At 74.0% G+C, this 24,244-nt stretch carries 15 protein-coding genes; 13 read left to right on the top strand and 2 right to left on the bottom strand.

Annotated elements, in window-relative coordinates; all coding sequences use genetic code 11:
• The first annotated feature begins 103 nt into the window (after positions 1-103).
• From ACH4J0_RS10655 to ACH4J0_RS10635, 5 genes are read left to right on the top strand one after another with little or no spacing between them, the layout of a single operon-like run.
• Positions 104-1,933, top strand: a complete 1,830-nt coding sequence (locus ACH4J0_RS10655; RefSeq protein ID WP_396238387.1) for an amino acid adenylation domain-containing protein — start codon at positions 104-106, stop codon at positions 1,931-1,933.
• Complete coding sequence (locus ACH4J0_RS10650; RefSeq protein WP_396238385.1) at positions 1,930-3,132, top strand: argininosuccinate synthase-related protein; 1,203 nt, start codon at positions 1,930-1,932, stop codon at positions 3,130-3,132. Before ACH4J0_RS10655 ends, ACH4J0_RS10650 begins: the two co-directional genes overlap by 4 nt.
• Before the next feature lie 2 nt (positions 3,133-3,134).
• Entirely contained in the window at positions 3,135-4,427 is a 1,293-nt protein-coding gene (locus ACH4J0_RS10645) for an acetyl-CoA carboxylase biotin carboxylase subunit family protein (RefSeq protein ID WP_396238383.1), read from the top strand.
• Positions 4,428-4,479: 52 nt separating this feature from the next.
• The gene (locus tag ACH4J0_RS10640; RefSeq protein WP_396238381.1) at positions 4,480-7,053 is read left to right on the top strand and encodes a penicillin acylase family protein; all 2,574 of its coding nucleotides are present in this window, start codon (positions 4,480-4,482) and stop codon (positions 7,051-7,053) included.
• Positions 7,054-7,058: 5 nt separating this feature from the next.
• Positions 7,059-7,514 carry a hypothetical protein gene (locus ACH4J0_RS10635; RefSeq protein ID WP_396238379.1) on the top strand — a complete coding sequence of 152 codons (456 nt, stop codon included), beginning with the start codon at positions 7,059-7,061 and terminating at the stop codon, positions 7,512-7,514.
• Between the two features lie 131 nt (positions 7,515-7,645).
• Here the strand turns inward: ACH4J0_RS10635 and ACH4J0_RS10630 are convergent, their stop codons facing one another.
• Entirely contained in the window at positions 7,646-9,010 is a 1,365-nt protein-coding gene (locus tag ACH4J0_RS10630) for an MFS transporter (RefSeq protein WP_396238377.1), read from the bottom strand.
• 803 nt (positions 9,011-9,813) lie between these two features.
• Here ACH4J0_RS10630 and ACH4J0_RS10625 point away from each other — a divergent pair.
• The 6 genes from ACH4J0_RS10625 (at position 9,814) to ACH4J0_RS10600 (ending at position 22,000) form a co-directional block, all read left to right on the top strand.
• Entirely contained in the window at positions 9,814-15,906 is a 6,093-nt protein-coding gene (locus ACH4J0_RS10625; RefSeq protein ID WP_396238375.1) for an acyltransferase domain-containing protein, read from the top strand.
• On the top strand, positions 15,903-17,726 hold the full coding sequence (locus ACH4J0_RS10620) for an amino acid adenylation domain-containing protein (protein WP_396238373.1): 1,824 nt from the start codon (positions 15,903-15,905) through the stop codon (positions 17,724-17,726). The genes ACH4J0_RS10625 and ACH4J0_RS10620 overlap by 4 nt, the downstream gene beginning before the upstream one ends.
• Before the next feature lie 35 nt (positions 17,727-17,761).
• On the top strand, positions 17,762-19,543 hold the full coding sequence (locus ACH4J0_RS10615) for a beta-ketoacyl synthase N-terminal-like domain-containing protein (RefSeq protein ID WP_396238371.1): 1,782 nt from the start codon (positions 17,762-17,764) through the stop codon (positions 19,541-19,543).
• Positions 19,544-19,545: 2 nt separating this feature from the next.
• Positions 19,546-20,784, top strand: a complete 1,239-nt coding sequence (locus ACH4J0_RS10610) for a cytochrome P450 (protein WP_396238369.1) — start codon at positions 19,546-19,548, stop codon at positions 20,782-20,784.
• 3 nt (positions 20,785-20,787) lie between these two features.
• The gene (locus tag ACH4J0_RS10605) at positions 20,788-21,483 is read left to right on the top strand and encodes a formyltransferase family protein (RefSeq protein ID WP_396238367.1); all 696 of its coding nucleotides are present in this window, start codon (positions 20,788-20,790) and stop codon (positions 21,481-21,483) included.
• A gap of 184 nt (positions 21,484-21,667) precedes the next feature.
• Entirely contained in the window at positions 21,668-22,000 is a 333-nt protein-coding gene (locus ACH4J0_RS10600) for an STAS domain-containing protein (protein WP_396238365.1), read from the top strand.
• 34 nt (positions 22,001-22,034) lie between these two features.
• Here the strand turns inward: ACH4J0_RS10600 and ACH4J0_RS10595 are convergent, their stop codons facing one another.
• On the bottom strand, positions 22,035-22,997 hold the full coding sequence (locus ACH4J0_RS10595) for a helix-turn-helix transcriptional regulator (protein ID WP_396238363.1): 963 nt from the start codon (positions 22,995-22,997) through the stop codon (positions 22,035-22,037).
• A 225-nt stretch (positions 22,998-23,222) separates the two neighbouring features.
• On the opposite strand from ACH4J0_RS10595, the gene ACH4J0_RS10590 reads away from it, so the two are divergent.
• A complete protein-coding gene (locus tag ACH4J0_RS10590) occupies positions 23,223-23,741 on the top strand; it encodes a hypothetical protein (protein WP_396238361.1) in 519 nt (172 codons plus the stop codon).
• 111 nt (positions 23,742-23,852) lie between these two features.
• Positions 23,853-24,104 (top strand): hypothetical protein, encoded by a 252-nt coding sequence (locus ACH4J0_RS10585; protein ID WP_396238359.1) that lies wholly within the window; start codon positions 23,853-23,855, stop codon positions 24,102-24,104.
• Positions 24,105-24,244 lie beyond the last annotated feature (140 nt).

The raw sequence follows: 24,244 nt of genomic DNA, 5'->3' as shown, positions 1-24,244 counted from the left end.
CGGCGGGCGGGCGGCGGGGCGCCGTCGGGGCGCGGCCGCCCCCCCCCCCCCCCCCCGGCCCCCCCCCCCCCGCACCGACCACACCGATTGGACATGAACGACCATGGCTAGCACTACGGCCACCCTCCTCGACGACGACCGACGACGGCTCGACACCCTGTTGCTGTCCCGGTGGGACGCCGACCCGGCACACCCCGCCGTGGTCGACGGCGACCGGGTGCTGACCGCGGGAGAGCTCAGGGACCGGACCGTACGGGTCGCCTCCCTGCTGCGCGAGCGCGGGGTGCGCCCGGGCGAGCGGGTCGCGGTCTACCTGGAGCGCTCGGCCGACTTCGTGATCGGCGTGACCGGCGTCGTCCTGGCCGGCGCCGCCCAGGTCGCCTTCGACGTCAACGACCCGGTCGCCCGGACCCTCGACATGCTGGCCGACTGCGAGCCCCGGCTGCTCGTCACCACCCCCGAACTGCGCTCCCGCTTCCCCGCCGGCCTCGGCGTCGAGGTGGTCACCGTCGCCGAGTGCGCGGCCGCCGAGCCGGCCGTCCCCTTCGAACCCGCGGCCGACCTCGACGAACAGCCCGCCGTGGTCATCTACACCTCCGGCTCCACCGGCCGTCCGAAGGCCTCGCTGATCCCGCACCGCGCGGTGACCACCCGGCTGCGGGCGCTGCAGCGCAGCCACGGCCTCGGCCCGTCCGACCGGATGCTCCACCACACCGCGTGCAGCTTCGACATGTTCCTGATCGAGGTCTACTGGCCGCTCATCACCGGCACCACCGTCGTCATCGCCGCCCCCGGCCGCCAGCGCGACGCCGACTACCTCGCCGAGACCATCCGGTCGGCGGAGATCAGCGTCTTCTACTGCGTGGTCTCGCTGCTGGAGCTGTTCCTGCTGGCCCGCGGGCCCGAGGAGCGCTTCGACGGCCTGCGCCGCGTCCTCACCGGCGGCGAGCCGCTCGCGCCCGAACTGGTCCGCCGCTTCCATGCCCAGTCCACCGCGCCGCTCACCAACCTCTACGGCCCGAGCGAGTGCACGATCTACTGCACCGCCTGGGTGCCCCCGCGCGACCCGGACCTGGACACCGTCTACATCGGCCCGGCCATCGAGGACACCACGCTGTGGATCCTCGACGAGGACGGCAAGCCGGTGCCGGACGGCGAGCCCGGCGAGCTCTACATCGGCGGCGCCGGCCTGGCCCTCGGCTACCTCAACCGCCCGGAGCTGACCGCGGAGCGCTTCGTCCCGGACCACCTCGGCGACGGCACCGGCCCGCTCTACCGCTCGGGCGACCTGGTCCGCACCCACCCGGTGGGCGGTCTGGAGTTCCTGGGCCGGGTCGACCTCCAGGTGAAGATCCGCGGCTACCGGATCGAACTGGGCGAGATCGAGTCCGCCGCCCTGCGCGTGCCGGGAGTGCGGCAGGCCGCCGCGGTCGCCCACGGCCGCGGCAGCGACGCCCGGCTGGTCGGCTTCCTGGTCCTGGAGGCGGACGCCGAGCCCGGGGCCGTCACCGCCGCCGTGCGCCAGGCCCTGCGCGGCGCGCTGCCCTCCTACATGGTCCCGGCCTCGTTCGCCACGCTGGCGGCGATGCCGCTGACCGCCAACGGCAAGCTGGACCGCGCACTGCTGACCGAGCGGGCCGGGGAGGTGCTGCCCACCACCACCGTGGCCGCCGAAGAGCAGCCGCCGGCCGGTGACGACCTGGCCGCCGTGGTCACCGGGGTGTGGTGCGAGGTCCTCGGGGTGCCCGCGATCGGCCCGGACGACGACTTCTTCGACATCGGCGGGGACTCCTTCAAGGTGGTGCGCGCGGTGCGCAAGCTGGAGGCGCTGCTCGGCGTCGAGGTCCCGATGGACCTCGCCTTCGACGAGCCGACCGTGACGGGCTTCACCGCCGCCCTGGCCGAGCACGGGGTGGAGGGGTCCGCCCGATGACGTCCCAGGTCCTGCGCTCCTTCGGCGAGCTGGACACGATCGCCCGCGACCCGTCCGCCCCCGTCGTCACGCTGTTCAGCGGCGGACTGGACAGCAGCTACCTGCTGCACCGCCTGGTCCGGGCCGGCGCCCGCAACGTCCACGCGGTCAGCGTCGACCTCGGCGAGGACGAGAGCGGCGAGCACAAGCAGCGGATCGCCGACCGGCTCGGCGTCCGGCTCCACCTGCTCGACGGCCGGCAGGAGTTCGCCGAGGACTACGTCCGCCCGGCGATCGCCGCGCACGCCGTCTACCTCGACACCCACCCGGTCAGCTCCACGCTCAGCCGGCCGCTGATCGCCAGGCTCGCCCTCGGCACCGCCCGGGAACTCGGCGCCACCACGGTCCTGCACACCGCCAACCGCTCGCAGAACACCCTGCGCCGGCTCAACGGCGCCATCGGCCTGCTCGGCTTCACCGGCCGCTACGGCAGCCCGTACGACCTGGACCCGGTCGACCGGGAGCAGAAGATGCGCGAGCTGAAGGAAGTCGGCCTGGACCAGCTCAGCGAGCGGCTGGTCAGCGGCGACTCCAACCTGTGGTGCCGGGAGTTCGAGTCGGGCATCCTCGACGACCCCGAGGACCACGCCGTGCCCGAGGAGCTCTACCGCTGGAGCGCACTGCGCCCCGCCGGGGCCCCGGAGACCGTCGAGGTCTCCTTCGAGGCCGGCCGGCCCGTCGCGGTGGACGGCCGGCCGCTGCCGCTGACCGCGCTGATCGACACCCTCAACCACCTGGTCGGCGCCCACGGACTGGGCCGCTACAGCGGGCTCGAACACCTCGACCACGGGTCGAAGGTGCTGGAGATCCGCGAGATGCCCGCCGCCTGGCTGCTGCTGCGCTCGCGCCGCCACCTGGAGACCGCCACCCTCTCCGCCGAGCTGCTGCGGGAGAAGATCCACCAGGAGCAGCTGTGGGTCCGCGAGGCGCTGGAGGGCCGCTGGTTCGGCGAACTGCGCCAGGCCGCCCAGGCGTTCATCGACGTCTGTTCGGCTCCGGTCACCGGTTCGGTGCGCTGGCGGCTCACGGCCGGCTCGGCCGAGACCCGGGCCATCGTCGCCGACCGGCCCCGCTACCTGCGTGACCGGGAGGCCTGGGAGCACCGCTCCGTCGCCGCCGAGCGGGCGGCCTTCACCCCCGTCCGGCCCGAGGAGCAGTGACCGTGGAACCCTCCGACACCCAGCCCCCGTCCCCCGCCGTCGCGCCCCTGCCGGTGCTGCTGGTCGTCTACGGCCGCGGCTCGGCCACCCCGCGCGGCATCCTCGGCGCCGCCCGGCGGGTCTGCACGGTCGTCTTCTTCGGCGACCTCGGCGACCCGAAGGCCGCCGCCGACCTGGCCGGGCTGCCGAAGTCGGCCACCGTGGTAAACACGGCCGGCCTGACCGAGGAGCAACTGGCCGAGCGGGCCGCCGGGTTCGGCGCCTCGGGCGTGATCACCTTCAGCGACCACCTGCTCCGCACGGCCGCCGCGGTGGCCGAGCGCTGCGGGGTGCCGTTCCACGACCGCGCCACCGTCGAGGTGCTGGTCGACAAGTTCCAGCAGCGCGCGGCGCTCGCGGCGGCCGGGGTGCAGTCCACCGCCTGCCGGACGGTCCGCTCCGCCGCCGACCTCGCCCCGGCGCTCGCCGCGACCGGTCTGCCCGCCGTCCTCAAGCCCCGCTCGGGCGCCGGCAGCGTGGACACCTGCCTGGTCCGCAGCGCCGCCGAACTGGCTGAGCGCTACGCCGAGTTCACCGCCGGCACGGCCACCCCCGCGGTGTTCGTGCTGGAGGAGTACCTGGTGAGCGACCCCACCGTGGTAGGGGAGTTCTGGGGCGACTACGTCTCGGTCGAGTCCGCGATCAGGGACGGCGAGATCCACACCGTCGCGGTCACCGGCAAGCTGCCGCTGGCCCACCCCTTCCGGGAGACAGGCTACTTCACGCCCGCGCTGCTCCCGGACGGCCTGGCGGAGCAGGTGGTGGCCCTGGAGCGGAGCGCGCTGCGGGCGCTCGGCATCCGCGAGGGCGTCACCCACACCGAGATCAAGTTCACCCCCGACGGACCGCGGCTGATCGAGGTCAACGGACGCCTGGGCGGGCACGTCTCGGACGTCCTCAAGCGCTCGGCCGGCACGGACCTGCTCGTCCTCGCCCTGCGGCTCGCCCTGGGCGACCTCACGCCGCCCGCGCCGGTGCTCGCCCTGGGCGCCGCCTGCCCCGCCGTGGCCTTCCAGTACTTCCTCTCCCCGCCCGCCGACGGGCTCGCCCCCGGCGGAGGCGAGCTGATCGACGATCTCCAGGCCGTCCCCGGGGTGGACCTGGTCGACGCCCGGATCGACCCGAGCTGGCGGGCCGACTGGCGGGCCGGCACCGAGTGGCTGATCGGGACGGTCTACGGCTCGGCCACCGGACACGCCGAACTGCGGACCACCGTCGAGGGCATCCACCGCCGGATGGACGCCTTCTGGTCCTGAGACCGCCCCGCCCCACCGCACATCCGCTCAACCTCGTACCCCTGGAGTCAACTTGCCGCGGCGAATACGCACAGCCACCCACGCGGCGGCGGCAGCCGTCGTCTCCGGCCTGGTCCTCGCGCTGCTCGCGCTGGGCATCGGGCCGGTCCCCGCCCTCGGAACCGCCCTCGTCCCCGGAGCCGGTGTGTGGGACTCCGCCGCGGGCGCCGAACTCCCGCACACCGAGACCCTCGACCTGGCCGGGCTCAAGGCGCCCGTCACGGTCGCCTTCGACGACAACGGCGTCCCCACCGTCAAGGCCGGCTCCGACGACGACCTGTTCCAGGCCCAGGGCTACCTGCACGCCCGGTTCCGGCTCGCCCAGCTCGACCTGGAACGGCGCGCGGGCCGCGGCCGGCTGGCCGAGCTGAACGGGCCGGCCAGCCTCGAATCCGACCGCTTCGAGCTCCAGATGGGGCTGCTGCGCACCGCCGAGGCCGAGTGGGCCGCCACCCCGCCCGACAGCCCGGCGGGCCGCGCCCTCACCAGCTACACCAGGGGCGTCAACGCCTGGATCTCCGAGCTGCGCCACACCGGGCAGTGGCCGACGATCTTCTCCCTCACCGGCGTCCACCCCGCCGACTGGACCCCGGTGGACAGCCTGGTGATCCAGGAAGTCCTCACCCAGAGCATGGACTTCACCAGTACGCCGCTGGACTACGCGATCTTCCGGGACTCCCTGGGCGAGCAGCGCACCATGGACTGGTTCCCGGTCCACGCGGCCAACGACCAGCGGCCGTACGACCCCGGGCCGTATCGCGACCTCGGCATCGCGCCGCTGCCCGCCAACGTCAACTCCGCCGGGCCCGACGTCCCGGCCGCCGCCAACCGCTCGCAGCCGCGCCCCGCGCCCGTCGCACCCACCGGCGCCCCCGACCCCGCCGGAGAGGCCACCGCGGCCCGGACCCTGCTCGACACCATCCGCGCGCTGCCCGCCACCCAGGTGCACACCTTCCCGGACAGCAACGCGTGGGTGGCGAACGGCCCGGCGGTGGCCGGTGGCAACGCGATGCTGGCCGGCGACCCGCACCTGCCGACGACGCTGCCCTCGTACTGGTACCAGATCGCGCTCTCCTCCCCCGAGACGAACGCCACCGGCGCCAGCATGGCCGGCATGCCCGGCGTGCTGATCGGCCGCAACGCGGACATCTCCTGGTCCCTGACGGACGCGCAGAACCAGTCGACGGTCTTCTACAGCGAGCGGACCAGCCCCGACCACCCCGGCCAGTACTTCTGGAACAACGCCTGGCACCCGATGCAGCGGGTGGAGTACACCATCCCGGTCCGGGGCGGCGACACCGAGCACCTCGCCGTGGACCTCACGGTGCACGGGCCGGTGGTCACCCGGGCCGGCCAGACCACCTCGGTCAGCTGGATGGGCAACGTACCCTCCCCCGACCTGGCGGTGCTGCTCGCCGTCGACAAGGCCCGCGACTACCAGGAGTTCCGCACCGCCCTGGCAGACTGGCACGCCCCCACGCTCAACTTCGCCTACGCCGACGGCGGCGGCAACATCGGCGTGGTCGCGGCCGGCTACTTCCCGCTCACCAAGGCCGGCGACCCCTGGTTCCCGCTGCCCGGCACCGGCGAGTACGACGTGGTCGGCGCCATCCCCTTCGACGCCACCCCGCAGGCGTACAACCCGCCCGGCCACGTGATCGCGACGGCCAACCAGCGCCCGGTGTCGGCCGACTACCCGTACTACATCGGCACGTCCCTCAACGCCTTCGACAACGGCTACCGGGCCGCCCGGATCTACCAGTTCCTGGAGAGCCACCCGGCGATGACCGGCGCGGACTTCACCACGCTGCAGAACGACACGACCGACTACCTGGCCACCGTCATCCTGCCGCACCTCAAGGAGGCGCTGGCCGGCGCCAAGCTCGACGCCCGTCAGCAGGCCGCGCTCGACGTCCTGAACCGGTGGGACGCCACCATGCGGCCCTCCGTCGCGGGCGGGCCCATCTGGTGGACCTTCTGGAACGACTACCTGGAGACCACCTTCCAGCCCTGGTGGGACCAGGCCAAGGTGCCGGTCGAGAAGGACCGCTGGTACCTCAAGGTCTCCAGCGCGCTGCCCAGCCTCGACGAGGACCTGGAGGCGTGGACCCTGCACGACCCCGCCAACCTGGCGTTCACCTCCCCCGGCGGCCCGACCCGCACGGCGCCGGACGCCATGCGCACCGCGTTCGCCCAGGCCGTCTCCGAGCTCTCCCAGGACCTCGGGAGCGACCCCGCCACCTGGACCTGGGACCGCGTGCACACCCGGCAGGTCCCCTCGCTGACCGACGCCGAGGCGCTCGGCTACGGGCCCGTGCCCGCCGAGGGGGACCGCTGGACCGTCAACGCGGCCGACGGCGGCATGAACTCCACCTTCGGGCCCAGCTGGCGCATGGTGGTCGACTGGAAGGGCCCGGGCAGCGCCACCGCCCAGGCCGTCTACCCGGGCGGCCAGAGCGAGAACCCGGCCTCGCCCTGGTACCGGACCTTCATCCCGTACTGGCGGGAGGGCCGTTCCCTGCCGCTGCTGATGGCCGCCGACCAACCTGCCTCCACCAAGGTGTGGACCCTGCGACCGGGAGTGTGAGCGCCGTGACGGAACTTGAGAAGCAGTCCCCGTCGGAGGAACCGGCCTCGCCCGCCCCGGCCGGCGGCGGCCGGGTCCTTCCCGCCGGGCCGGTGCTCCCCGCCGCGCTGGTCGGCGCCGCCGTCCTGGTGGCCGTCGGCTCACTGTGGAGCCTCTGGTACCTGCCCTTCGCGACCGGCCTGGCGATCGGCGCGGCGACGGCGGTCCGCGGCCTGCGGGCCCGCACGGCGGTGCTGGTCGCGGCGGTGGCCGCGGTGGCCGGCTGGGGCGCCCCGCTGCTGTGGCGGGTCGCCTCCGGCGAGGCCGTGGCCGGCACCGCCCGGACGGTGGCCGCCCTGGCCGGGTTGCCGGCGATGGCCTCGCTGGTGGTCGCGGTCACCCTGCTGATCGGCCTGGTCCAGGCGCTGCTGGGCGTCTGGCTCGGCCGGACGGCGACCGCGGCCCTGCGGCTCGGGGGGTGAGGGCCGGGGGCACGGCGGTGGCATGACAGCGGTACGGCCCGTCGGCGGTGCGAGGACCAGCCGACGGACCTCCGGTCCGGGCCCGGTGCGCGAAGTGTCGCGCACCGGGCCCGGACCGTGTGCGGGCTCCGTCAGCCGGCCCCGCCGGCTCCGGTCCGCCGACCCGCGGCGATGGCCGCCGCGCCGAGGACGCACGCGACGGCGGCGGTGACGTAGGCGAGGTGGTAGCCGCCGAGTCGGTCCTCACGGGTCCCGGCGACCAGGACCATCAGCGCCACGCCGACGCTGGCGCCGATCTGCTGGGTCACCACGTTCACCGCACCGGCCACGCCCTGCTGCTCGGCCGGGACGCCGGAGAGTGCGGCGGAGGTCATCGAGGGGAAGTTGAGGCCCTGGCCGATGCCGCTGAGCACCAGGCCGGGCAGCACGTACGTCACGTAGCCGCCGTCGTGCGGGGTCGCCAGCCAGAGGCCGGTGCCCACGCCGATCAGGACCAGGCCGACGGCCATCAGGGTGCGCGGGGCGTACCGGGCCAGCAGGCGTCCGGTGGCGAAGTTGGCGGTGAGGAACACGGCCAGGGACATCGGCACCAGCGCGAGGCCGGACTCGAACGGGGAGTAGTCCAGCATCCCCTGGAGGTACAGCGGCGCGAAGAACAGCATGCCGACCGAGCCCGTGTACTGGAGGAAGGCGGCCAGGCTCGCGGCCCGGACCGGGGCGAGCCGGAAGAGGCCGAGCGGCAGCACCGGGTCGGCGGTGCGGTGCTCTCGGACGACGAACAGCACCAGGCAGAGCGCCGCGGCGCAGAGCGTGGTCCAGGCCGTGGCGCCGCCGCTGCTCACGCCGACGACCAGCAGGGTGAGGCCGAGGGTGCCCGACACCGCGCCGGGCAGGTCGAGCCGGCCGCTGTGCCCGGTGCCGTCGGGCAGTCCGATGCGGGTCACGGCCAGGACGGCGAGCCCGAGGAGCACCGAGAACCAGAGCACCGAGCGCCAGCCGAAGAACTGGGTCAGGACGCCGCCGAGCAGCACCCCGCCGCTGAAGCTCGCGGCCCCGACGGCCGCGTAGACGCTGAACGCCCGGTTGCGCGCCGGACCGGCCGGGAACGCCTCGGAGAGCAGGGCCAGCGCGGCCGGCCCGGACAGGGCGGCGCCGATGCCCTGGACGGCGCGCGCGCCCAGCAGCACGGCGGCGTCCGGCGCCACCGCCCCGACCAGCGCGGAGGCGGTGAACACGGCGACGCCCACCTCGAACACCCGGCGCCGGCCGAGCACGTCGGCCAGTCGGCCGCCCACCAGCAGGAAGCCGGCGAAGGTGACGGCGTAGGCGGTCATCACCCACTGGAGCGTGGTGTCGCTCAGGTCGAAGCGCGTGCCGACGGACGGCAGGGCGGCGTTGAGCACCCCGAGGCCGCTCACGTCCAGGGCGAGCGCCCCGGCCAGCACTCCGAGAGCCAGTCCCGGGCGGGTCAGCGGTGTGACGACGGTGTCGGTCATGCGAGGCCGCCGTCGCGTGTTCGCGTGGGGTGGTCGCCGAGGCGTGGCGCACCGGGGGATGCGGCCACCCCGGGCCGCGGGAGGTGCCGACCGGCTAAGGAGCGGCCGGCACGGACCGACGCAGTCTCAAGACTCGCAACTGGCATGTGGATCAGCTTGCCCGGGCGAGTCGATCGCTGTCCACCCCGCCCGGTCGGCGCGATGGGTTCGCATCCGTTCAACTGCCCTACGGGCACGACCGGTTCGACGCCCGCCATGCCAACTCGACGGTTCCGCAAACCGGTTCGGCCCGTACGGATCGCGAACAGATCGAATCGGACACTTTGGCGATCGAATCCCGCCACTGCCCCAACCAGCCCTCCGGCGACGCTTGTCTCGCCTATCACCAAGTGGCACTCTCGTACCCGCTGGTCGGTGAATACCTGGTGCTCCGATGCCCTTCGATCCGCGTTCTCCTTGCGCTTGACACTGTCGACCTTGAGACTCACCTCCACCGAACTCCCCTGCTACGGCGGGGTTTTCCGTGATTTCCCCGTTCTCCGCCCACGGGCGGATCGAGACAGATTCGCCGCGGAATCCCCGGCAGCGAACGCGCCGAAGGACCGATCGGCCGAAGCCGCACGCGTCGGCGAGAACTTCACAGTGGGCCGCTGACCCGCGATCACCCGAGCTGTCGTGACGCTCGTGATCCGGGATTCCTGAACGCGGCTGAATTCGGCCCCCGCGGTCCGGCTGGCCCCGCACCGCGGCCCGGTCGGCAGTGAACCCCCCTCCATTCCATCCGCCCTGCCCAGGGAGTCGCCATGCCCCAAGAACGCGCAGTGCGCGACGTGTCCGCCGTCACGGAATTCCTGCTGTCCCGGGTTTCCGAGCTGTTGGCCGTGTCCGCGAACGCGGTGGACCGCCGGACTCCGATGCACCGGTACGGACTGGATTCCGCGAAGTCGGTGGCCCTCGCCGCGGCCCTGTCCGAGTTCGTCGGCCGGCCGGTCCCGGCCACCTGGCTGTGGCAGTACCCGAGCGTGGAGGAGCTGGCCCGCGCGCTGGTCGACGGTCCACGGGCCGCGGAGCCCGCCCCGGACGCCGACCGCCGCACCGGCCGCCGTACGGCCGCGCCCGAGCCCGTCGCGGTCGTCGGCATCGGCTGCCGGTTCCCCGGCGGACCGGACCCGGCCTCGTTCTGGCGGCTGCTGGTCGAGGGCGGCGACGCCGTCGGACCGGTTCCGGCCGCACGGCGCGAGCTGCTCAACGACCGCGTCCGCTGGGGCGGGTTCATCGACGGCATCGACCGCTTCGATCCGCTGTTCTTCGGCATCTCGCCCCGCGAGGCCGTCCAGATGGACCCGCAGCAGCGGCTGATCCTGGAGCTGTCCTGGGAGGCGCTGGAGGACGCGGGCATCGCGCCGCACAGCCTGGTCGGCAGCGACACCGGGGTGTTCATGGCCTCCTGCTGGGGCGACTACGCCGCGCTGGCCCACTACCGCGGCCCCGACAGCCAGATCACCCCGCACACCGCGACCGGCATGCACGACGGCATCATCGCCAACCGCGTCTCCTACCTGCTCGGCCTCCAGGGCCCCAGCATGGCCATCGACGCGGCCTGCGCCGGATCGCTGGTCTCGGTGCACGTCGGGTGCCAGTCGATCCAGCTGGGCGAGAGCGACCTGGTGCTCGCCGGCGGCGTCAACCTGAGCTTCGTCTCCGACTACTACACCGCCATGGACCAGATGGGCGCGCTCGCCCCGGACGGCCGCTGCAAGTCCTTCGACGCCCGCGCCAACGGCTACGTCCGCGGCGAGGGCGCCGGCGTCGTCGTGCTCGCCCCGCTGAGCACCGCCCTGGAGCGCGACCTGCCGGTCTACTGCCTGATCAAGGGCAGCTCCTCCAACAACGACGGCCTGAGCAACGGCATGACGGCGCCCAACCCCCAGGCGCAGGAGAAGATGCTGCGCACCGCGTACCGGCGGGCGGGCATCGCCCCGCACCTGGTGGACTACATCGAGTGCCACGGCTCCGCCACGCCCCTCGGCGACCCGATCGAGGCCAACGCCATCGGCGCGGTGCTGGGCGGCGACCGGACGGAGCCGCTGCGGCTCGGCTCGGTCAAGTCCAACGTCGGCCACCTGGAGGCGGCCGCCGGGATCGTCGGCCTGGTCAAGCTGGCGATGTCGATGCGCAACGGCGTGCTGCCGCCGAGCCTGCACTACAGCGCGCCGAACCCGCAGATCATGTTCGACGAGTACAGCCTCACCGTCCAGGACCGGCTGACGCCCTGGCCGCGGCGCTCCGACGCCCGCCGGGGCGGTGTCAGCTCGTTCGGCTTCGGCGGCGCGATCTGTCACGTCGCGGTCGAGGAACTGCCGCGCCCCGAGGCCTCGTTGCTGCTGCTGGCCGCGGACTCCCGGGAGGAGCTGGCGCAACGCGCCCGGGCGCTGCGCGACGAGGACGACCTGCGCGCCGTGTGCGGCCGGGCACCCGGCGAGGGCGCGTTCCGGCTCGCGGTCACCGCCCGCGACATGGCCGAACTCCGCTCCCGCCTCGACGCCTTCGGCCGCGGCGAGACGGCCGACGGGCTGAGCGTCGGGGAGACGGGCCGTGGGCCGCGGGTGGCGTTCCTGTTCTCGGGCAACGGCTCGCAGTGGGTGGGCATGGGCCGGCAACTGCTCGCCGGTCTGCCCGTGTTCCGCCGGTCCATGATGAGGTCGGACCGGCGGATGCGGGAGCTGCTCGGCTTCTCGCTGGTCGACGAACTGCTCTCCCCCGACGGGCGGCTGGACGACATGGACGTCTTCCAGCCGCTGCTGTTCTCGCTCCAGGTCGCCCTGGCCGAGGCCTGGCGCTCGCTGGGGGTGGAGCCGGACGTCGTCGTGGGGCAGAGCGTCGGCGAGTTCGCCGCCGCCCACGTCGCCGGTGCGCTCGACTTCGACGACGCCTCCCGGCTGGCCGCGCACCACGGCCGGCTGCTCCAGCAGCTGGCCGTGGGACGCGGCGAGGGCATCGTGGTGATGACCGCCGCCGACGAGGTCACCCCGTACCTGACCGGCGGGCTCACCCTCTCCGGCCGCAACGGCCTGTGCTCCACCCTGGTCACCGGCACCGCGCAGGAGATCGACGAGCTGGTCGGACGGCTGACCGGGGCGGGCGTCACCAGCCACCGGGTGCGGATGGGCCACGCCCCCCACTCCCCGCTGGTCGACCACGTCCTCGCGCCGCTGAAGGCCGAACTCGACGGCATCCGGCCGCGCACCACCCGCATCCCGATGATCTCGACCGTCACCGGCGAACTCGTCGACGGCGCCGAACTCGGGCCGGACTACTGGGCGGACAACCTGCGCCGGGAGATCCGGATGGTCGACGCGCTCACCAGGCTGCGCGACCACGACGTCGACGCGGTGGTCGAACTCAGCCCGCACCCGCTGCTGCTCAAGTCGGTGTCGGAGATCCTGCCCGCGACCACCCTGCCCTCGATGCGCCGCGGCGCCGACGAGGCCGCGACCCTGCTCGGCTCGCTCGGCGCGCTGTACACGGCCGGGCTGTCCGTCGCCGCCCACCCGTTCCTCTCCGGCGACCGGGGGCGGCACGTCGCGCCGAGCCGCGGCGGCGTGGCGGCCGACGAGCAGCTGCACCTGGTGCCCGTCACGGCCCGTACCGCGGAGGCGCTGGCCGACACCTGCCGGGAGCTGTCCAACCACGTCGAACGCGCCCCGGGCCTGCGGGTCTCCGACCTCGCCTACACCCTCGCCGCCCGGCGCACCCACCACGGCCACCGGATCGCGCTGTTCGCCCGCAACCGGCAGGACGTCCTGGACGGGCTCGCCCGGGTCGCCGCCGCAACGCCGCACCCCGACGTCCTCACCGGTACGGTCTCCGGCAACGTCGACCGGCGGGTGGCGCTGGTGTTCTCCGGCGGCGGCACCCAGTGGGTCGGCATGGGACGCGAACTGCTGCGCTCGCACGCCGGCTTCCGCGGCTGGATGCACGCCTGCGACGAGGCCGTGCGGGCGGCCGGCGGCTCTTCGGTGCTGGAGCGGCTCGCCGCGCCGGCCGACGAGGCCCGGTACGAGGAGATGGACTTCCAGCAGCCGGTACTGTTCGCCCTCCAGGTCTCGCTGGCGAAGGTCTGGCTCGGCCTCGGCATCGAGCCGACCGCCGTGGTCGGGCACAGCCTGGGCGAGGTCGCGGCGGCCTGCGTCGCCGGTGCGCTGTCGCTGGAGGACGCCGCCCGGGTCGTGGTCGCCCGCTCGCACCTGCTGGAGCGCGAGGCGGCGGTGGGCGCCATGATCTCGGTCGACCTGCCGGAGGCGGAGCTGCTGCCGCGGCTCGCGCCGTACGCCGAGCACGCGGCCGTCGCCGTGGTCAACAGCCCCACCAGCGCGGCGGTCTCGGGCTCGCCCGGGGCGATCGACGCCCTGGAGGCCGAGCTCCGGCGGGACGGGGTCTCGGTCCGGCGGATCCGGGTCGAGCGGCCGGTGCACGGCCCGGGCATGGACCCGCTGATCCCGCCGCTGCGCGCGGCCCTCGACGGCATCACCCCGCTGTCGCCCGGCCTCGACTTCCACTCCACCGCGGTGGCCGGGGCGGTGAACCCGGCGGCCGACGTCGACTACTGGGTGCACAACCTGCGCAACCAGGTCCGGTTCGCCGAGACCGTCGGCGCGCTGGTCGACCAGGGCGTCGGCACCTTCATCGAGATCGGGCCGCACGAGACGCTGCGCGGCGCCGTCGAGGAGATCGCCCTGACCCGGGGAGCCCGGGTGCACGCGATCAACTCCCTGCGGCGCGGGGAGAGCGATCTCCGCTGTCTGCTGGGCGCAGCCGCCTCGCTGTTCGTCCGGGGCCTGCCGCTGACCTTCGACGGGCTGTTCGCCGACGACGTCGAGGTGGTGGAGACGCCGCTCGTCCAGTGGCAGCGGGAACGGTACTGGATCGACACCGAACTCCGCGCCCCGGCCGTCGGAACCGTGCCCGTGGCCGTGCCCGCACCCGGGGCCCGGCCGGTGGAACAGCAGCCTGCGGAGCCGCAGCAGCCGGCGCGGAGCCGGCCGGTGGCGGAGGTCGTCCTCGCCGAGCTGGCCGACGCGTTGGGCGTGCCGGTGGGACGGTTCGACCCGAACGCCAGCCTGCTCGACTTCGGCCTCGACTCGATGCTGGCGATCCGGCTCGTCAACAAGCTCCAGTCGCTGTTCGGGCACCGGGTGTCCCCGGTGGTGTTCCTGGACGGCCGGGCGATCTCCGAGGTCGTCGGCCACTTCGTCGAGCTCACCTCCGGACCGGCCGCCGCGCGGCAGCCGGTGAAGCCCGCCCCGGCCCCGGTCCCGGCTGCGCTCCCGGCCGTCGAGACCGTCGCGACCGTGCCGGACCGGACGCTCGCGGACGGCCTGTCCGAGCTGTCCGAGCTGGACGCGGAGGAACTGCTCGACGAACTGGACGCCCGCGGCCTCCTGGAGGCCACCGACGCACCCGCCCTGGAGCAGCTGCGCGCCGAGGGCCTGGGCCTCCGACTGGCGCCCGCCTCGCACGGCCAGGCCTCGCTGTGGTTCATGCAGATGGTCTCGCCGGACGCCGTGCCCTACAACTTCATGGTGACGGCCAGGATCCGGGCCGCGGTCGACGAGAAGGCCCTGGACCGCGCCGTACGGGCCGTCATGGTGCGCCACCCCGCGCTGCGCACCCTCTTCGTGGAAGCCGGCGGCAGCCCGTACCAGGTGATCCTGGACGAGCCGGTGTACGAGTTCCTGGTGGTGGACGGCTCCGACCTGGACGACGAGCAGGCCCGCGAGGAGCTGGCCCGGCACGGGCACCGGCCGCTGGACCTGGACAACGGGCCGCTGGTGCGGGTCGTCCTCATGACGCGCGGCCCGGCCGACCACTACCTGCTGGTGCTCGTCCACCACATCGCCTCGGACGCTGCCTCGGCCGACGTGATGATCCGCGAACTCCAGGAGTACTACGAGGGCGCCGACCCCGCCGCCGCCGCGCCCGTCGCCCCGTACACCGACTTCGTCGCCTGGGAGCGGCAGTGGCTGGCGGGCCCGGCGGCCGACGCGGCGCTGGACTGGTGGTCGGAGAAACTGGCCGACCCGCCGGCCCACCTCGACCTGTCCGCCAAGGAGCGGCCGCCGGGCGTCACCTACGAGGGCCGCGACCTGGCGTTCCGCTGGAGCGCCGAGGAGACCCGCCTGCTGCGGGAGTTCGCGGTGCGCGAGGGCGTGTCGATCAGCACCGTCGTCCTCGCCGGGTTCTTCGCCACGCTCAACCGGGCGGTCGGCACGGAGGATTCGGTGCTGGCCACCGCCATCGCCCAACGTGCCGAGCCGGGGTGGGAATCCGCCATCGGCTACTACCTGAACACCGTGCTGGTCCGGGCGAACCCCGCCGCCGACCGCGGCTTCCGCGAACTGCTGCGCGAGGTCCACGCGTTCTCGCTCGGCCTGCTGGAGCACATGAACTACCCGCTGGACCTGCTGGCCTCCCAGCTGAAGCCGCCGCGCGCCGAGGGCCGCTCCCCGTGGTTCGACGTGGTGGTGAACTGGCTGTCCTCGGACGCCTTCCCCCGCTCCGTCAAGCTCTTCCACGGCGTCGGCACCACCCTCACGCCCGACGGCGCCCTGCCGCTGGAGCCGCTCCAGGTGCGCAGGCACCTCGCCAAGTTCGACCTGGAGATCTCGATGGCCGACATCGACGGCCAGGTGGCGGGCCACGTCCAGTTCAAACCGAGCTATCTGGAAAGGCACACCGTGACCGCACTGCTCGCGCTGTACCGCAGCGTGCTCTTCGACTCGATCGCCCGACCCGACGCACCCCTCGGCGACCTCGCGCCCGCCGGCCTGCCCGAGGGAACCGTGCCCGCGGGAACGCCGGCCGAGGGAACCCTGCCCGAGGGGACGGCCCGGTGACCGCGACCCTGCACTCCGAGTTCCTCGAACAGGCGGTCAAGAACCCCGACGCGACCGCGGTCTACTCCGACGCCGGCGTCCTGACCTACTGCGAACTCGACGAACGCTCCCGGGAGCTGGCCGAACGGCTGGCCGCCGCCGGCGCCGCTCCGGGCGTCCCGGTCGGCATCTGCGTCGAGCGCACCCCCGACCTGCTGGTCGGCGTCCTGGCCGCCCTGCGCACCGGCGCCTGCTACCTGCCGTTGGACCCGAACTACCCCGCCGACCGGCTGACCTTCATGGTCCAGGACAGCGGCGCCCGCCTGCTGCTCACCACACCCGCCTCCCGGGCCGCGTGCCCGCCCGGCCCGACCGTGGTCGTGCTGGGGGACACGGTGACCACCGAGCCCGGCGCCCGGCCCGTGCCGGTGGTGCCCGGGGACACCGCGTACGTCATCTACACCTCCGGATCCACCGGCAGGCCCAAGGGCGTGGCCGTCCGGCACGGCGGCTGCACGGCGATGCTCGCCGAGCTGGACCGGGTCCTGGAGGGCTGCGACCTGAGCGGGATCTCGGCGGCCAGCTCGGTCTGCTTCGACATGTCGGTGATGGAGGTCTTCCACGCGCTGTGCCGCGGCGGCGCCGTCGTGCTGGTCGAGAGCGCGGTGCACCTGGCGGAGAGCCGGTACGCCGACCGGATCACCCACCTGAACGTCGTCCCGTCCGTCATGAACGGCCTGCTGGACGCCGGGGCCCTGCCGCCCAACGTGCGCTCGGTGGTGTTCGGCGGCGAGGCGCTGCGCCGCAAGCTGGTGGACCGGACGTACCGGGAGACCGGCGCCGAGCGGGTGTTCAACGCCTACGGCCCCACCGAGGGAACCGTGTTCTGCTCCTTCGGACCGGTCCCCGCGGAGGGGACCGACGAGCCGACGATCGGCCCGCCGACGGCCGGCGCCCGGACCTACGTGCTCGACGACCAGCTGCGCCGGCTCCCGGCCGGTGCGCCCGGCGAGCTGTACCTCGGCGGCGTCGGCCTCGCCCACGGCTACGTCAACCGGCCCGGCACCACGGCCGAACGCTTCCTCCCCGACCCCTTCCGCGACGGCGAGCGGATGTACCGCACCGGGGACGTCGTCGAGTTCACCGAAGGCGGCGAACTGCGCTTCCTCGGCCGCACCGACCACCAGGTCAAGCTGCGCGGCTACCGCATCGAGCTGGAGGAGGTCGAGGCCCGGCTGGCCGGCTGCCCCGAGGTGCGGGAGGCCGCCGCCGTGGTCCGGGGCAACCGGCTGGTCGGCTACGTGGTGCCCGCGGGCGGGGGCGCCGCGCCGGACGGCCCCCGGCTGGACGCCGCGCTGCAGAGCGCCGTCACCGGCCGGCTCGCCGTCGAACTGCCCGACTACATGGTGCCCGCGACGCTCGTCCTGCTGCCCGCCCTGCCGCTCGGTCCCGGCGGCAAGCTCGACCGCAACGCGCTGCCCGAGGCGCCCTCCGCCGGGACCGGCGGGCCGCGGACGGCCGCGAGCACGCCGACCGAGGTGGCCCTGTCGGAGATCTGGGGCCAGCTGCTGGGCCTCGAACCGTCGGGCATCGACGTGCAGTCCGCCTTCTACGACCTCGGCGGCGACTCGCTGCTGCTGGTCCGGCTGGCCCGGCTGATGACCCGGCGCTTCGAGCGCCGCGTCCGGGTGCCCGACCTCTTCAGCTTCCGCGACATCTCCTCCCTCGCCCGATGGCTCGACAGCGAGAGCGGCGCCACCCCCGAGGTGGTCCGGTCGGCCCGCGAGCGCGCCGGCACCCGTCGTGCCGCACTGCGCGGCCGCGGCGCCACCGGTCGCTGAGTCACCCCATTCGACAACGCAGCAGGAGCCCCCTCATGACCGACAGCCCCCAGCAGGAGTACGACCCGGGCGACGTGGCCGTCATCGGCATGTCGCTGCGGGCGCCCGGAGCCCGCACCAAGGAACAGTTCTGGGACAACCTCGTCCACGGCCGGGAGTCCATCTCCTTCCTCGCCAAGGACGACATCCACGTCGACGAGACGCTGATCCACAGCCCGTTCTACGTCCGGGCGTGCGGCGTCCTCGACACCTACGACAAGTTCGACCCGTCGGTGTTCGGCATCAGCGACCGGATGGCGGCCGCGATGACCCCGGAGAACCGGCTCTTCCTGGAGAGCGCCTGGGAGTCGCTGGAGGACGGCGGCTACGACCCGGACCGGCTCGTCGCCGAGATCGGCATGTACGGCGCCAACAACCCGCAGACCGCCGCGCTGTACGGCTCCCCGCCGGACCGGGTGTCGGTCGGCCCCGAGGCCATCGAGGCCAGCCTGGCCTGGTCGCCGGACACCATGACCTCCAACGCCCTGTACTACATGGGCCTCACCGGCGAGGCCGTCACCGTCGCGGCCGTCTGCGCGGGTTTCCACTACGCGGTGCACCTGGCCTGTCAGTCGCTGCTTCTCGGCCAGACCGACATGGCGATCGCCGGTGGCGCGATGGTCCGGCTGCCGCACCCCCGCGGCCACCTGTGGGAGGAGAACCGGGTCCTGTCGAAGGACGGCCACTGCCGCCCGTTCGACGCCAACGGCACCGGCACCGCACTGTCCAGCGGTGTCGTCACCGTGCTGCTGAAGCCGCTGAACCACGCAGTCGCCGACCGCGACCACGTCTACGCCGTGGTCAAGGGCTCGGCCGTCAACAACAACGGCGTCAGCGCCATGGCGTACGGCCTGGCGCAGCCCGAGCGGCTGAGCGCCTGCATCGCGAGCACCATGGAGGTCGGCGGCGTCGCCCCGGACACCGTCTCCATGTACGAGGCCAACGGCCTGGGCCTGCCGGTGACCGACGAGCTCGAAGTGCACGCGGCGACCATGGCGTTCGGGAAGCAGACCGCGACCACCTCGATCGGCGGGGTCAAGGGCAACGTGGGCCACGGCGGCGTGGTCTCGGGCGGCTTCGGTGCGATCAAGGCCGCGCTGGCCCTGTACCACCGGAAGCTCCCGGCGACGATCAACCTGACCGAGGTCAACCCGGACCTCGACTTCCCCGGCACCCCCTTCGTGCCGCAGCTCGAAGGGGCCGACTGGGAGCCGGAGGCGGGCATCCGCCGGGCCGGCATCACCTCGATCGGCGGCGGCGGCTACAACGCCCACCTGCTGCTGGAGGAGGCGCCGGCGGCCGCCGGGCGCGCCCCCGAGGCCGAGGGCCGGCCGCGGCTGGCCACCCTGTCCGCCCTGGACGACGACGCCCTGGCCCGGCAGCGCACCCGGCTCCGGGACTGGCTGGAGGCGAACCCCGGACTCCGCCTGGACGACGTCTGCTTCAGCCTCAACCTCGGCCGCAAGGTGATGCCCCGCCGCTGGGCGGCCGTGGTCCGCAGCCGCGCCGAGCTGATCGCGGCGCTGGCCGACGACGCCCGCGGTCCGGCCGTCACGACCGCCGCCGCCCCGCGGACCGACCCCGACGCCTTCTCCCGCACCGACCGCGGGATCGTGCCGTCCGGCCGGGACGAGCGGGCGCTCTCCGAGCTGGCCGCCGTCTGGGTCACCGGACGTCAGGTCGACTTCGACGCCCTGCACGTGGGCGAGGCCAGCCACCGGGTGCCGCTGCCCACCTACCCGTTCCAGCCCCGCCGGTTCTGGCGCACGGACTGGTGAGCATGAGCGCACAGGCACCGGCACCGGCCACCGTGGACCTCGGTGACCCGGCCACCTTCGCGAACCGCGGCCCCGACCTGGACGAGCTGTGGCGCACCCTGCGGGACACCGCCCCGGTGCACTGGAACCCACCGGTCGACGGCCGTCCCGGCTTCTGGGTGCTCTCCCGCCACGAGGACATCCTGACCACCTACCGGGACGACCAGCACTTCACCTCCGAACGCGGCAACGTCCTCGTCACCCTGCTGGGCGGCGGCGACGCCGGGGCGGGGCGGATGCTCGCCGTCACCGACGGGCACCGCCACCACGAGCTGCGCAAGATCCTCCAACGGGTGCTCTCGCCGCGGGTGCTGGACGAGGTCGCGCGGACCGTCCGGGCCAACACCCGGCAGTGGATCCGCGAGGCCGTCGAGTCCGGCGGCTGCGACTTCGCGCAGCGGATCGCCGCCCGGATCCCGATGACCACCGTCGCCAACCTGCTCGGCGTGCCCGCACAGGACCAGGACTACCTGCTCGGCCTGACCAGGACCGCGCTGTCCGCGGACGACGAGGACGTCGACGAGGTCGACTCCGAGATGGCCCGCAACGAGATCCTGATGTACTTCATGGACCTCGTCGAGGAACGGCGCGAGACGCCCGGCGACGACGTGATCAGCATGCTGGTCGCCAGCGCGATCGACGGCGTGCCGCTGACCGACGAGGACGTGGTGCTGAACTGCTACAGCCTGATCATCGGGGGTGACGAGACCAGCCGGCTGACGATGATCGACTGCGTCCGCACCCTCGCCGCCCGGCCCGGGCAGTGGCGACGCCTCAAGCGGGGCGAGGTCGCCGTCGACACCGCGGTGGACGAGGTGCTGCGCTGGGCGTCGCCCACCATGCACTTCGGGCGCAGCGTCGTCCGGGAGACCGAACTGCACGGCGTCCGGCTGCGGCCGGGCGAGATCGTCACCCTCTGGCACGCCTCCGGCAACCGGGACGAGCGGGTCTTCGACCGGCCCGAGGTGTTCGACCTGGGCCGGACGCCCAACCGGCACCTGGCCTTCGGCTACGGCCCGCACTTCTGCGTCGGCTCGTACCTGGCCAAGGTGGAGATCGCCGAACTGCTCATCGCCCTGCGGGACTTCACCACCGGGTTCGAGCAGACCGGCGAGGCGCTGCCGATCCGGTCCAACTTCCTGACCGGCTTCTCCACGCTGCCGGTGCGGTTCGAGCCCGATCCCGCCGGGCTGAAGGAGTAGAGGATGCACATCTACCTGTCAGGGCAGGGCGCGTTCGCGGTGCAGGTCGCGGAAGCCCTGCTGGACGAAGGGCACAAGATCGTCGGCGCCGCCGCCCCCCGGCTGCGCAAGGGGCAGTCCGACGAGGGCAACGCGATGTGCTGGGACCGCCTGCGCTCCTGGGCGTACCCCCGGGACATCCCCTGGACCGACTCGGCCGAGCTGCGCGCGCGGCACGTCCCGGACGGGGTGGACATCATCCTCGCCGCCCACTCGCACGCCTTCCTCGGCCGCCAGACCCGCGCCAGGGCCGGCGTCGCCGCCATCGGCTACCACCCGAGCCTGCTGCCGCTGCACCGCGGCCGGGACGCGATCCGGTGGACGATCCGGGACGGCGACAAGGTGACCGGCGGGAGCGTCTACCACCTCACCGAACGCACCGACGGCGGCCCGATCGCCGCCCAGGAGCACCTGTTCGTGCCCCCGGGCTCGACGGCCCAGAGCCTGTGGCGCGACCACCTGGCGCCGCTCGGCGTGCGGCTGCTGCTCAAGGTGGTCACCGACCTCGCCGCGGACCGGCGGATCGAAGTGCCCCAGGACGAGGCGCTGGCCACCTGGGAGCCCGCGATGGGCGCGCCGCCGCTGTTCAAGCCCGAGCTGATCGCCCTGCCGGGAACCACGCGGGTCGACGCCAGCCGGTGGGCGCTGCACGAGGGGTGAGGCCGTGGCCGACCGCCCGGGGGCCGGGTCCCGGGCGGTCGGTACGAGGGTTTCGTCGTGGTGACCCACCGGTTCGTTCCCGTCGCTGCGGGCGGCGGCCGCAGGGGGCCACCGTGGAAGCGGTCCCCGGGCCGGGGGTCCCCGGTCAAGGGGCCTCGTCGGTGGAGTCGGTGGAGGGAGCGGGATGGACACCGGACTGCGCGTGGTCCGCCGTTCGACGGCACCCGGCCTCGTCGTGCTCTCCCTGGACGGGTACGTCGACCTGGGCACCGCCGCCGTGCTCTCCGGAGCCCTCCACGACGCCGTCACCGCCCGGCCGTCGCCCGAGGTGCTGACCGTCGACTGCGCGGGCCTGGTCTTCTGCACCTCCTCCGGCCTCAACGAGTTCCTGGAGGCCCGTCGGGCCGCGACCGCGCGCGGCATCGCCTTCCGCCTCGCCGCGCCGCGGCCCCAGACGGTCCGGCTGCTGCGCGCCGCCGGGAGCGAGACGGTCTTCGAGATCCTCCCGGCCCGGTGACGCGGCCTGCGCCCGCACGGCTCCCGCGCACCACTCAGGCCCGCAGGCGCAGGGTCTCCCCCGGCGCCCGCCGGTAGGCGGCACGGTACAGGCCCGCGAAGTAACCGGAATGGGCGAAGCCCCAGCGCATCGCGATCCCGGTCACGGTGGCGCTGCCCGGGTCGGCGGCCAGCAGGTCCCGGTGGGCCGCGTCCAGCCGCACCCGGCGCAGGTAGCCGAGCGGGGTGGTGTCCAGGTGCCGACGGAAGGCGTACTGCAGCGCCCTCGGGGTGACGAAGGCGGCCGCGGCGATGTCCGCGAGGGAGACCTCCCGGTCCGCGTTCGCCTCGATGAAGGCGATGGCCCTGCGCAGCGTCTCCGGTGTGGCGTCGCTCCGGTCGGCGGGGACGGGCTCGGTGCGGGCGCTGTGGGGCAGGGCCGCCAGGACCGAGGCCGCCAGGTGCTGGGCCGCGGTGACGACGAGCAGCTCGCTCTCGCAGGCGGCCGGATCGCCCAGCACGTGGTCGCGCACGTACGCGACCGCGGCGCCCAGCTGCCGGTTCGCCGCCCCGTTCACGGTCCGGAGCCCGGTCAGCCGCACCGGGCCGCCGTCGGCACCGGTCGGCGCCACGGCGTCCAGCAGGGCTGTGTCGAACATGGCGATGGTGTACTCGGCCGAGCGGACCTCGCCCTGGTACGGGGCGTCCGGCCGGGCGATCAGGAACGTCTCACCGGGGCCGAAGACCGTCTCCCCGTGCTTGCCGCTCCGGTCGGCGACCGTGCCGGCGTGGATGCTGAGCAGGCACACCCGGCCGAGACTGTCGGCGTCGTACGCCATGTCGTACCCGAAGGACAGCCGGTCCACGCTGAGCGGACCCGCCGCCCTGCGGCTGATGCGGGTCCTGGCGTCCGCCGCCGACTTGCCGATCCGCATCGGCGTGTAGGCGGTGGACAGGAACTCCTCCGTGGCCTCCGCGCTCGCACTGTCGAAGGACAACTCCTCCACCTTCATCACCATCCGTCCGTCGGCCTGTAGCCCTTTCGTGTGACCGGTGACGACGCTACGCGCCCCCCGACGCGACCGAAAGCCGATCATTCGCCCTCCGCCCCTGCCGTGGTGATTCGTTCCGGGGACCACCCGGGCGGGGCGTTTCGTTCCAGGAGCTGCGGGCGGCCGCGGCAGTGCACCACGGTGGGACCGGCACCCGCCCCGCGGTGCCGTTCTCCACCGGGAGGGACCGCCATGACCCCGCGCAGCACCCCGCCGACCCGCCCACGCCCCGGTACGGGCATGTGCGCGCAGGTCGCGGAAGTCGCCGCGGAGGCCGAACGGCAGGTCCGGGAGGGCCTGTGGGACCTCGCCGCGCAGGACGCCGCACTGGCCCGGAAGACCGCCGAAGGCCTCGCGCAGGCCCTCGGACCCGATGCCGGGCAGGAGCCGTTGCCGGTCATCGACCGCCTGGAGCACCTGCGCGAGGCGCTCGCCGTCCTCGCGCTCGGCATCGCCCGCACCCACGGGCAGCTGGCCTGGTTCCTCGCACGGGCCAGCACCGTCCTGGCCCCCGTCCTGTCCTGGCGATCCCTGCCCGCCGACCGGAGGCAGTCCTTCGGCACCGTCGTACCGGGACCCGAAGCGCTCGCCGACGCCGAGGACGCCGTGCGGCGGCTGCACTCGGCGCTCATCAGCACCGGCACGGCGCCCAGCCTCCGGCCGAGGCCGGAGAGCGCGGTGGACGGCCTGGAGCCGGACGCCGTCGCCTGACCCGGCCGGCCCGGCGTACTGATGTCCGGCGGGTTGGGGAGCGGTTTTCCGGGCACCCGTCTGATCGTCCAGTCACTGACGCCTCCGAAAGGCTCGGAAAGGGAGGAAGCCATGACCACGCGTGACGAGAACGGGACCCAGCCGGACGAACCGACGCAGGAGCGGTCCGCCGAGGAACGTTCGATCACGGCCCCCACCCCGGCCGACGTCCGGGAGAAGGCGCAGGGCGAGGTCGGGGACCGGGAACGGTCCGCCGAGGAACGCTCGATCACGGCCCCCACCCCGGCCGACGTCCGCCGCAAGGGCGGCACGGACGGCGACGACGGACCGGAGCCGCCCGCGGCGGACGCCGTGGCGCCCTGAGGGACCCGCCACGCGGCTCGCCCGCGAAGGCACGGCATCGCGCCGGGACGGACGGCCGTCCGTCCCGGCGCGCCCGCGGTCCGCGGGGCAGGAGTAGTGACGGCGGCCGCCCACAGCGTGTACCAGAGCTCCCCGGAGCC

Origin of the sequence: Kitasatospora sp. NPDC017646 (assembly GCF_044329365.1) — a bacterium.
Taxonomy (GTDB): Bacteria; Actinomycetota; Actinomycetes; order Streptomycetales; family Streptomycetaceae; genus Kitasatospora.
Note: the sequence above shows the minus strand (reverse complement) of the source record. Positions and strands in the feature narration are given on the sequence as shown.

Coding starts and splice junctions, on each gene's coding strand:
- ACH4J0_RS10655 (WP_396238387.1), top strand. CDS start 104: ATGGCTAGCACTACGGCCACCCTCCTCGACGACGACCGACGACGGCTC.
- ACH4J0_RS10650 (WP_396238385.1), top strand. CDS start 1,930: ATGACGTCCCAGGTCCTGCGCTCCTTCGGCGAGCTGGACACGATCGCC.
- ACH4J0_RS10630 (WP_396238377.1), bottom strand. CDS start 9,010: ATGACCGACACCGTCGTCACACCGCTGACCCGCCCGGGACTGGCTCTC.
- ACH4J0_RS10625 (WP_396238375.1), top strand. CDS start 9,814: ATGCCCCAAGAACGCGCAGTGCGCGACGTGTCCGCCGTCACGGAATTC.
- ACH4J0_RS10615 (WP_396238371.1), top strand. CDS start 17,762: ATGACCGACAGCCCCCAGCAGGAGTACGACCCGGGCGACGTGGCCGTC.
- ACH4J0_RS10610 (WP_396238369.1), top strand. CDS start 19,546: ATGAGCGCACAGGCACCGGCACCGGCCACCGTGGACCTCGGTGACCCG.
- ACH4J0_RS10605 (WP_396238367.1), top strand. CDS start 20,788: ATGCACATCTACCTGTCAGGGCAGGGCGCGTTCGCGGTGCAGGTCGCG.
- ACH4J0_RS10600 (WP_396238365.1), top strand. CDS start 21,668: ATGGACACCGGACTGCGCGTGGTCCGCCGTTCGACGGCACCCGGCCTC.
- ACH4J0_RS10595 (WP_396238363.1), bottom strand. CDS start 22,997: ATGGTGATGAAGGTGGAGGAGTTGTCCTTCGACAGTGCGAGCGCGGAG.
- ACH4J0_RS10590 (WP_396238361.1), top strand. CDS start 23,223: ATGACCCCGCGCAGCACCCCGCCGACCCGCCCACGCCCCGGTACGGGC.
- ACH4J0_RS10585 (WP_396238359.1), top strand. CDS start 23,853: ATGACCACGCGTGACGAGAACGGGACCCAGCCGGACGAACCGACGCAG.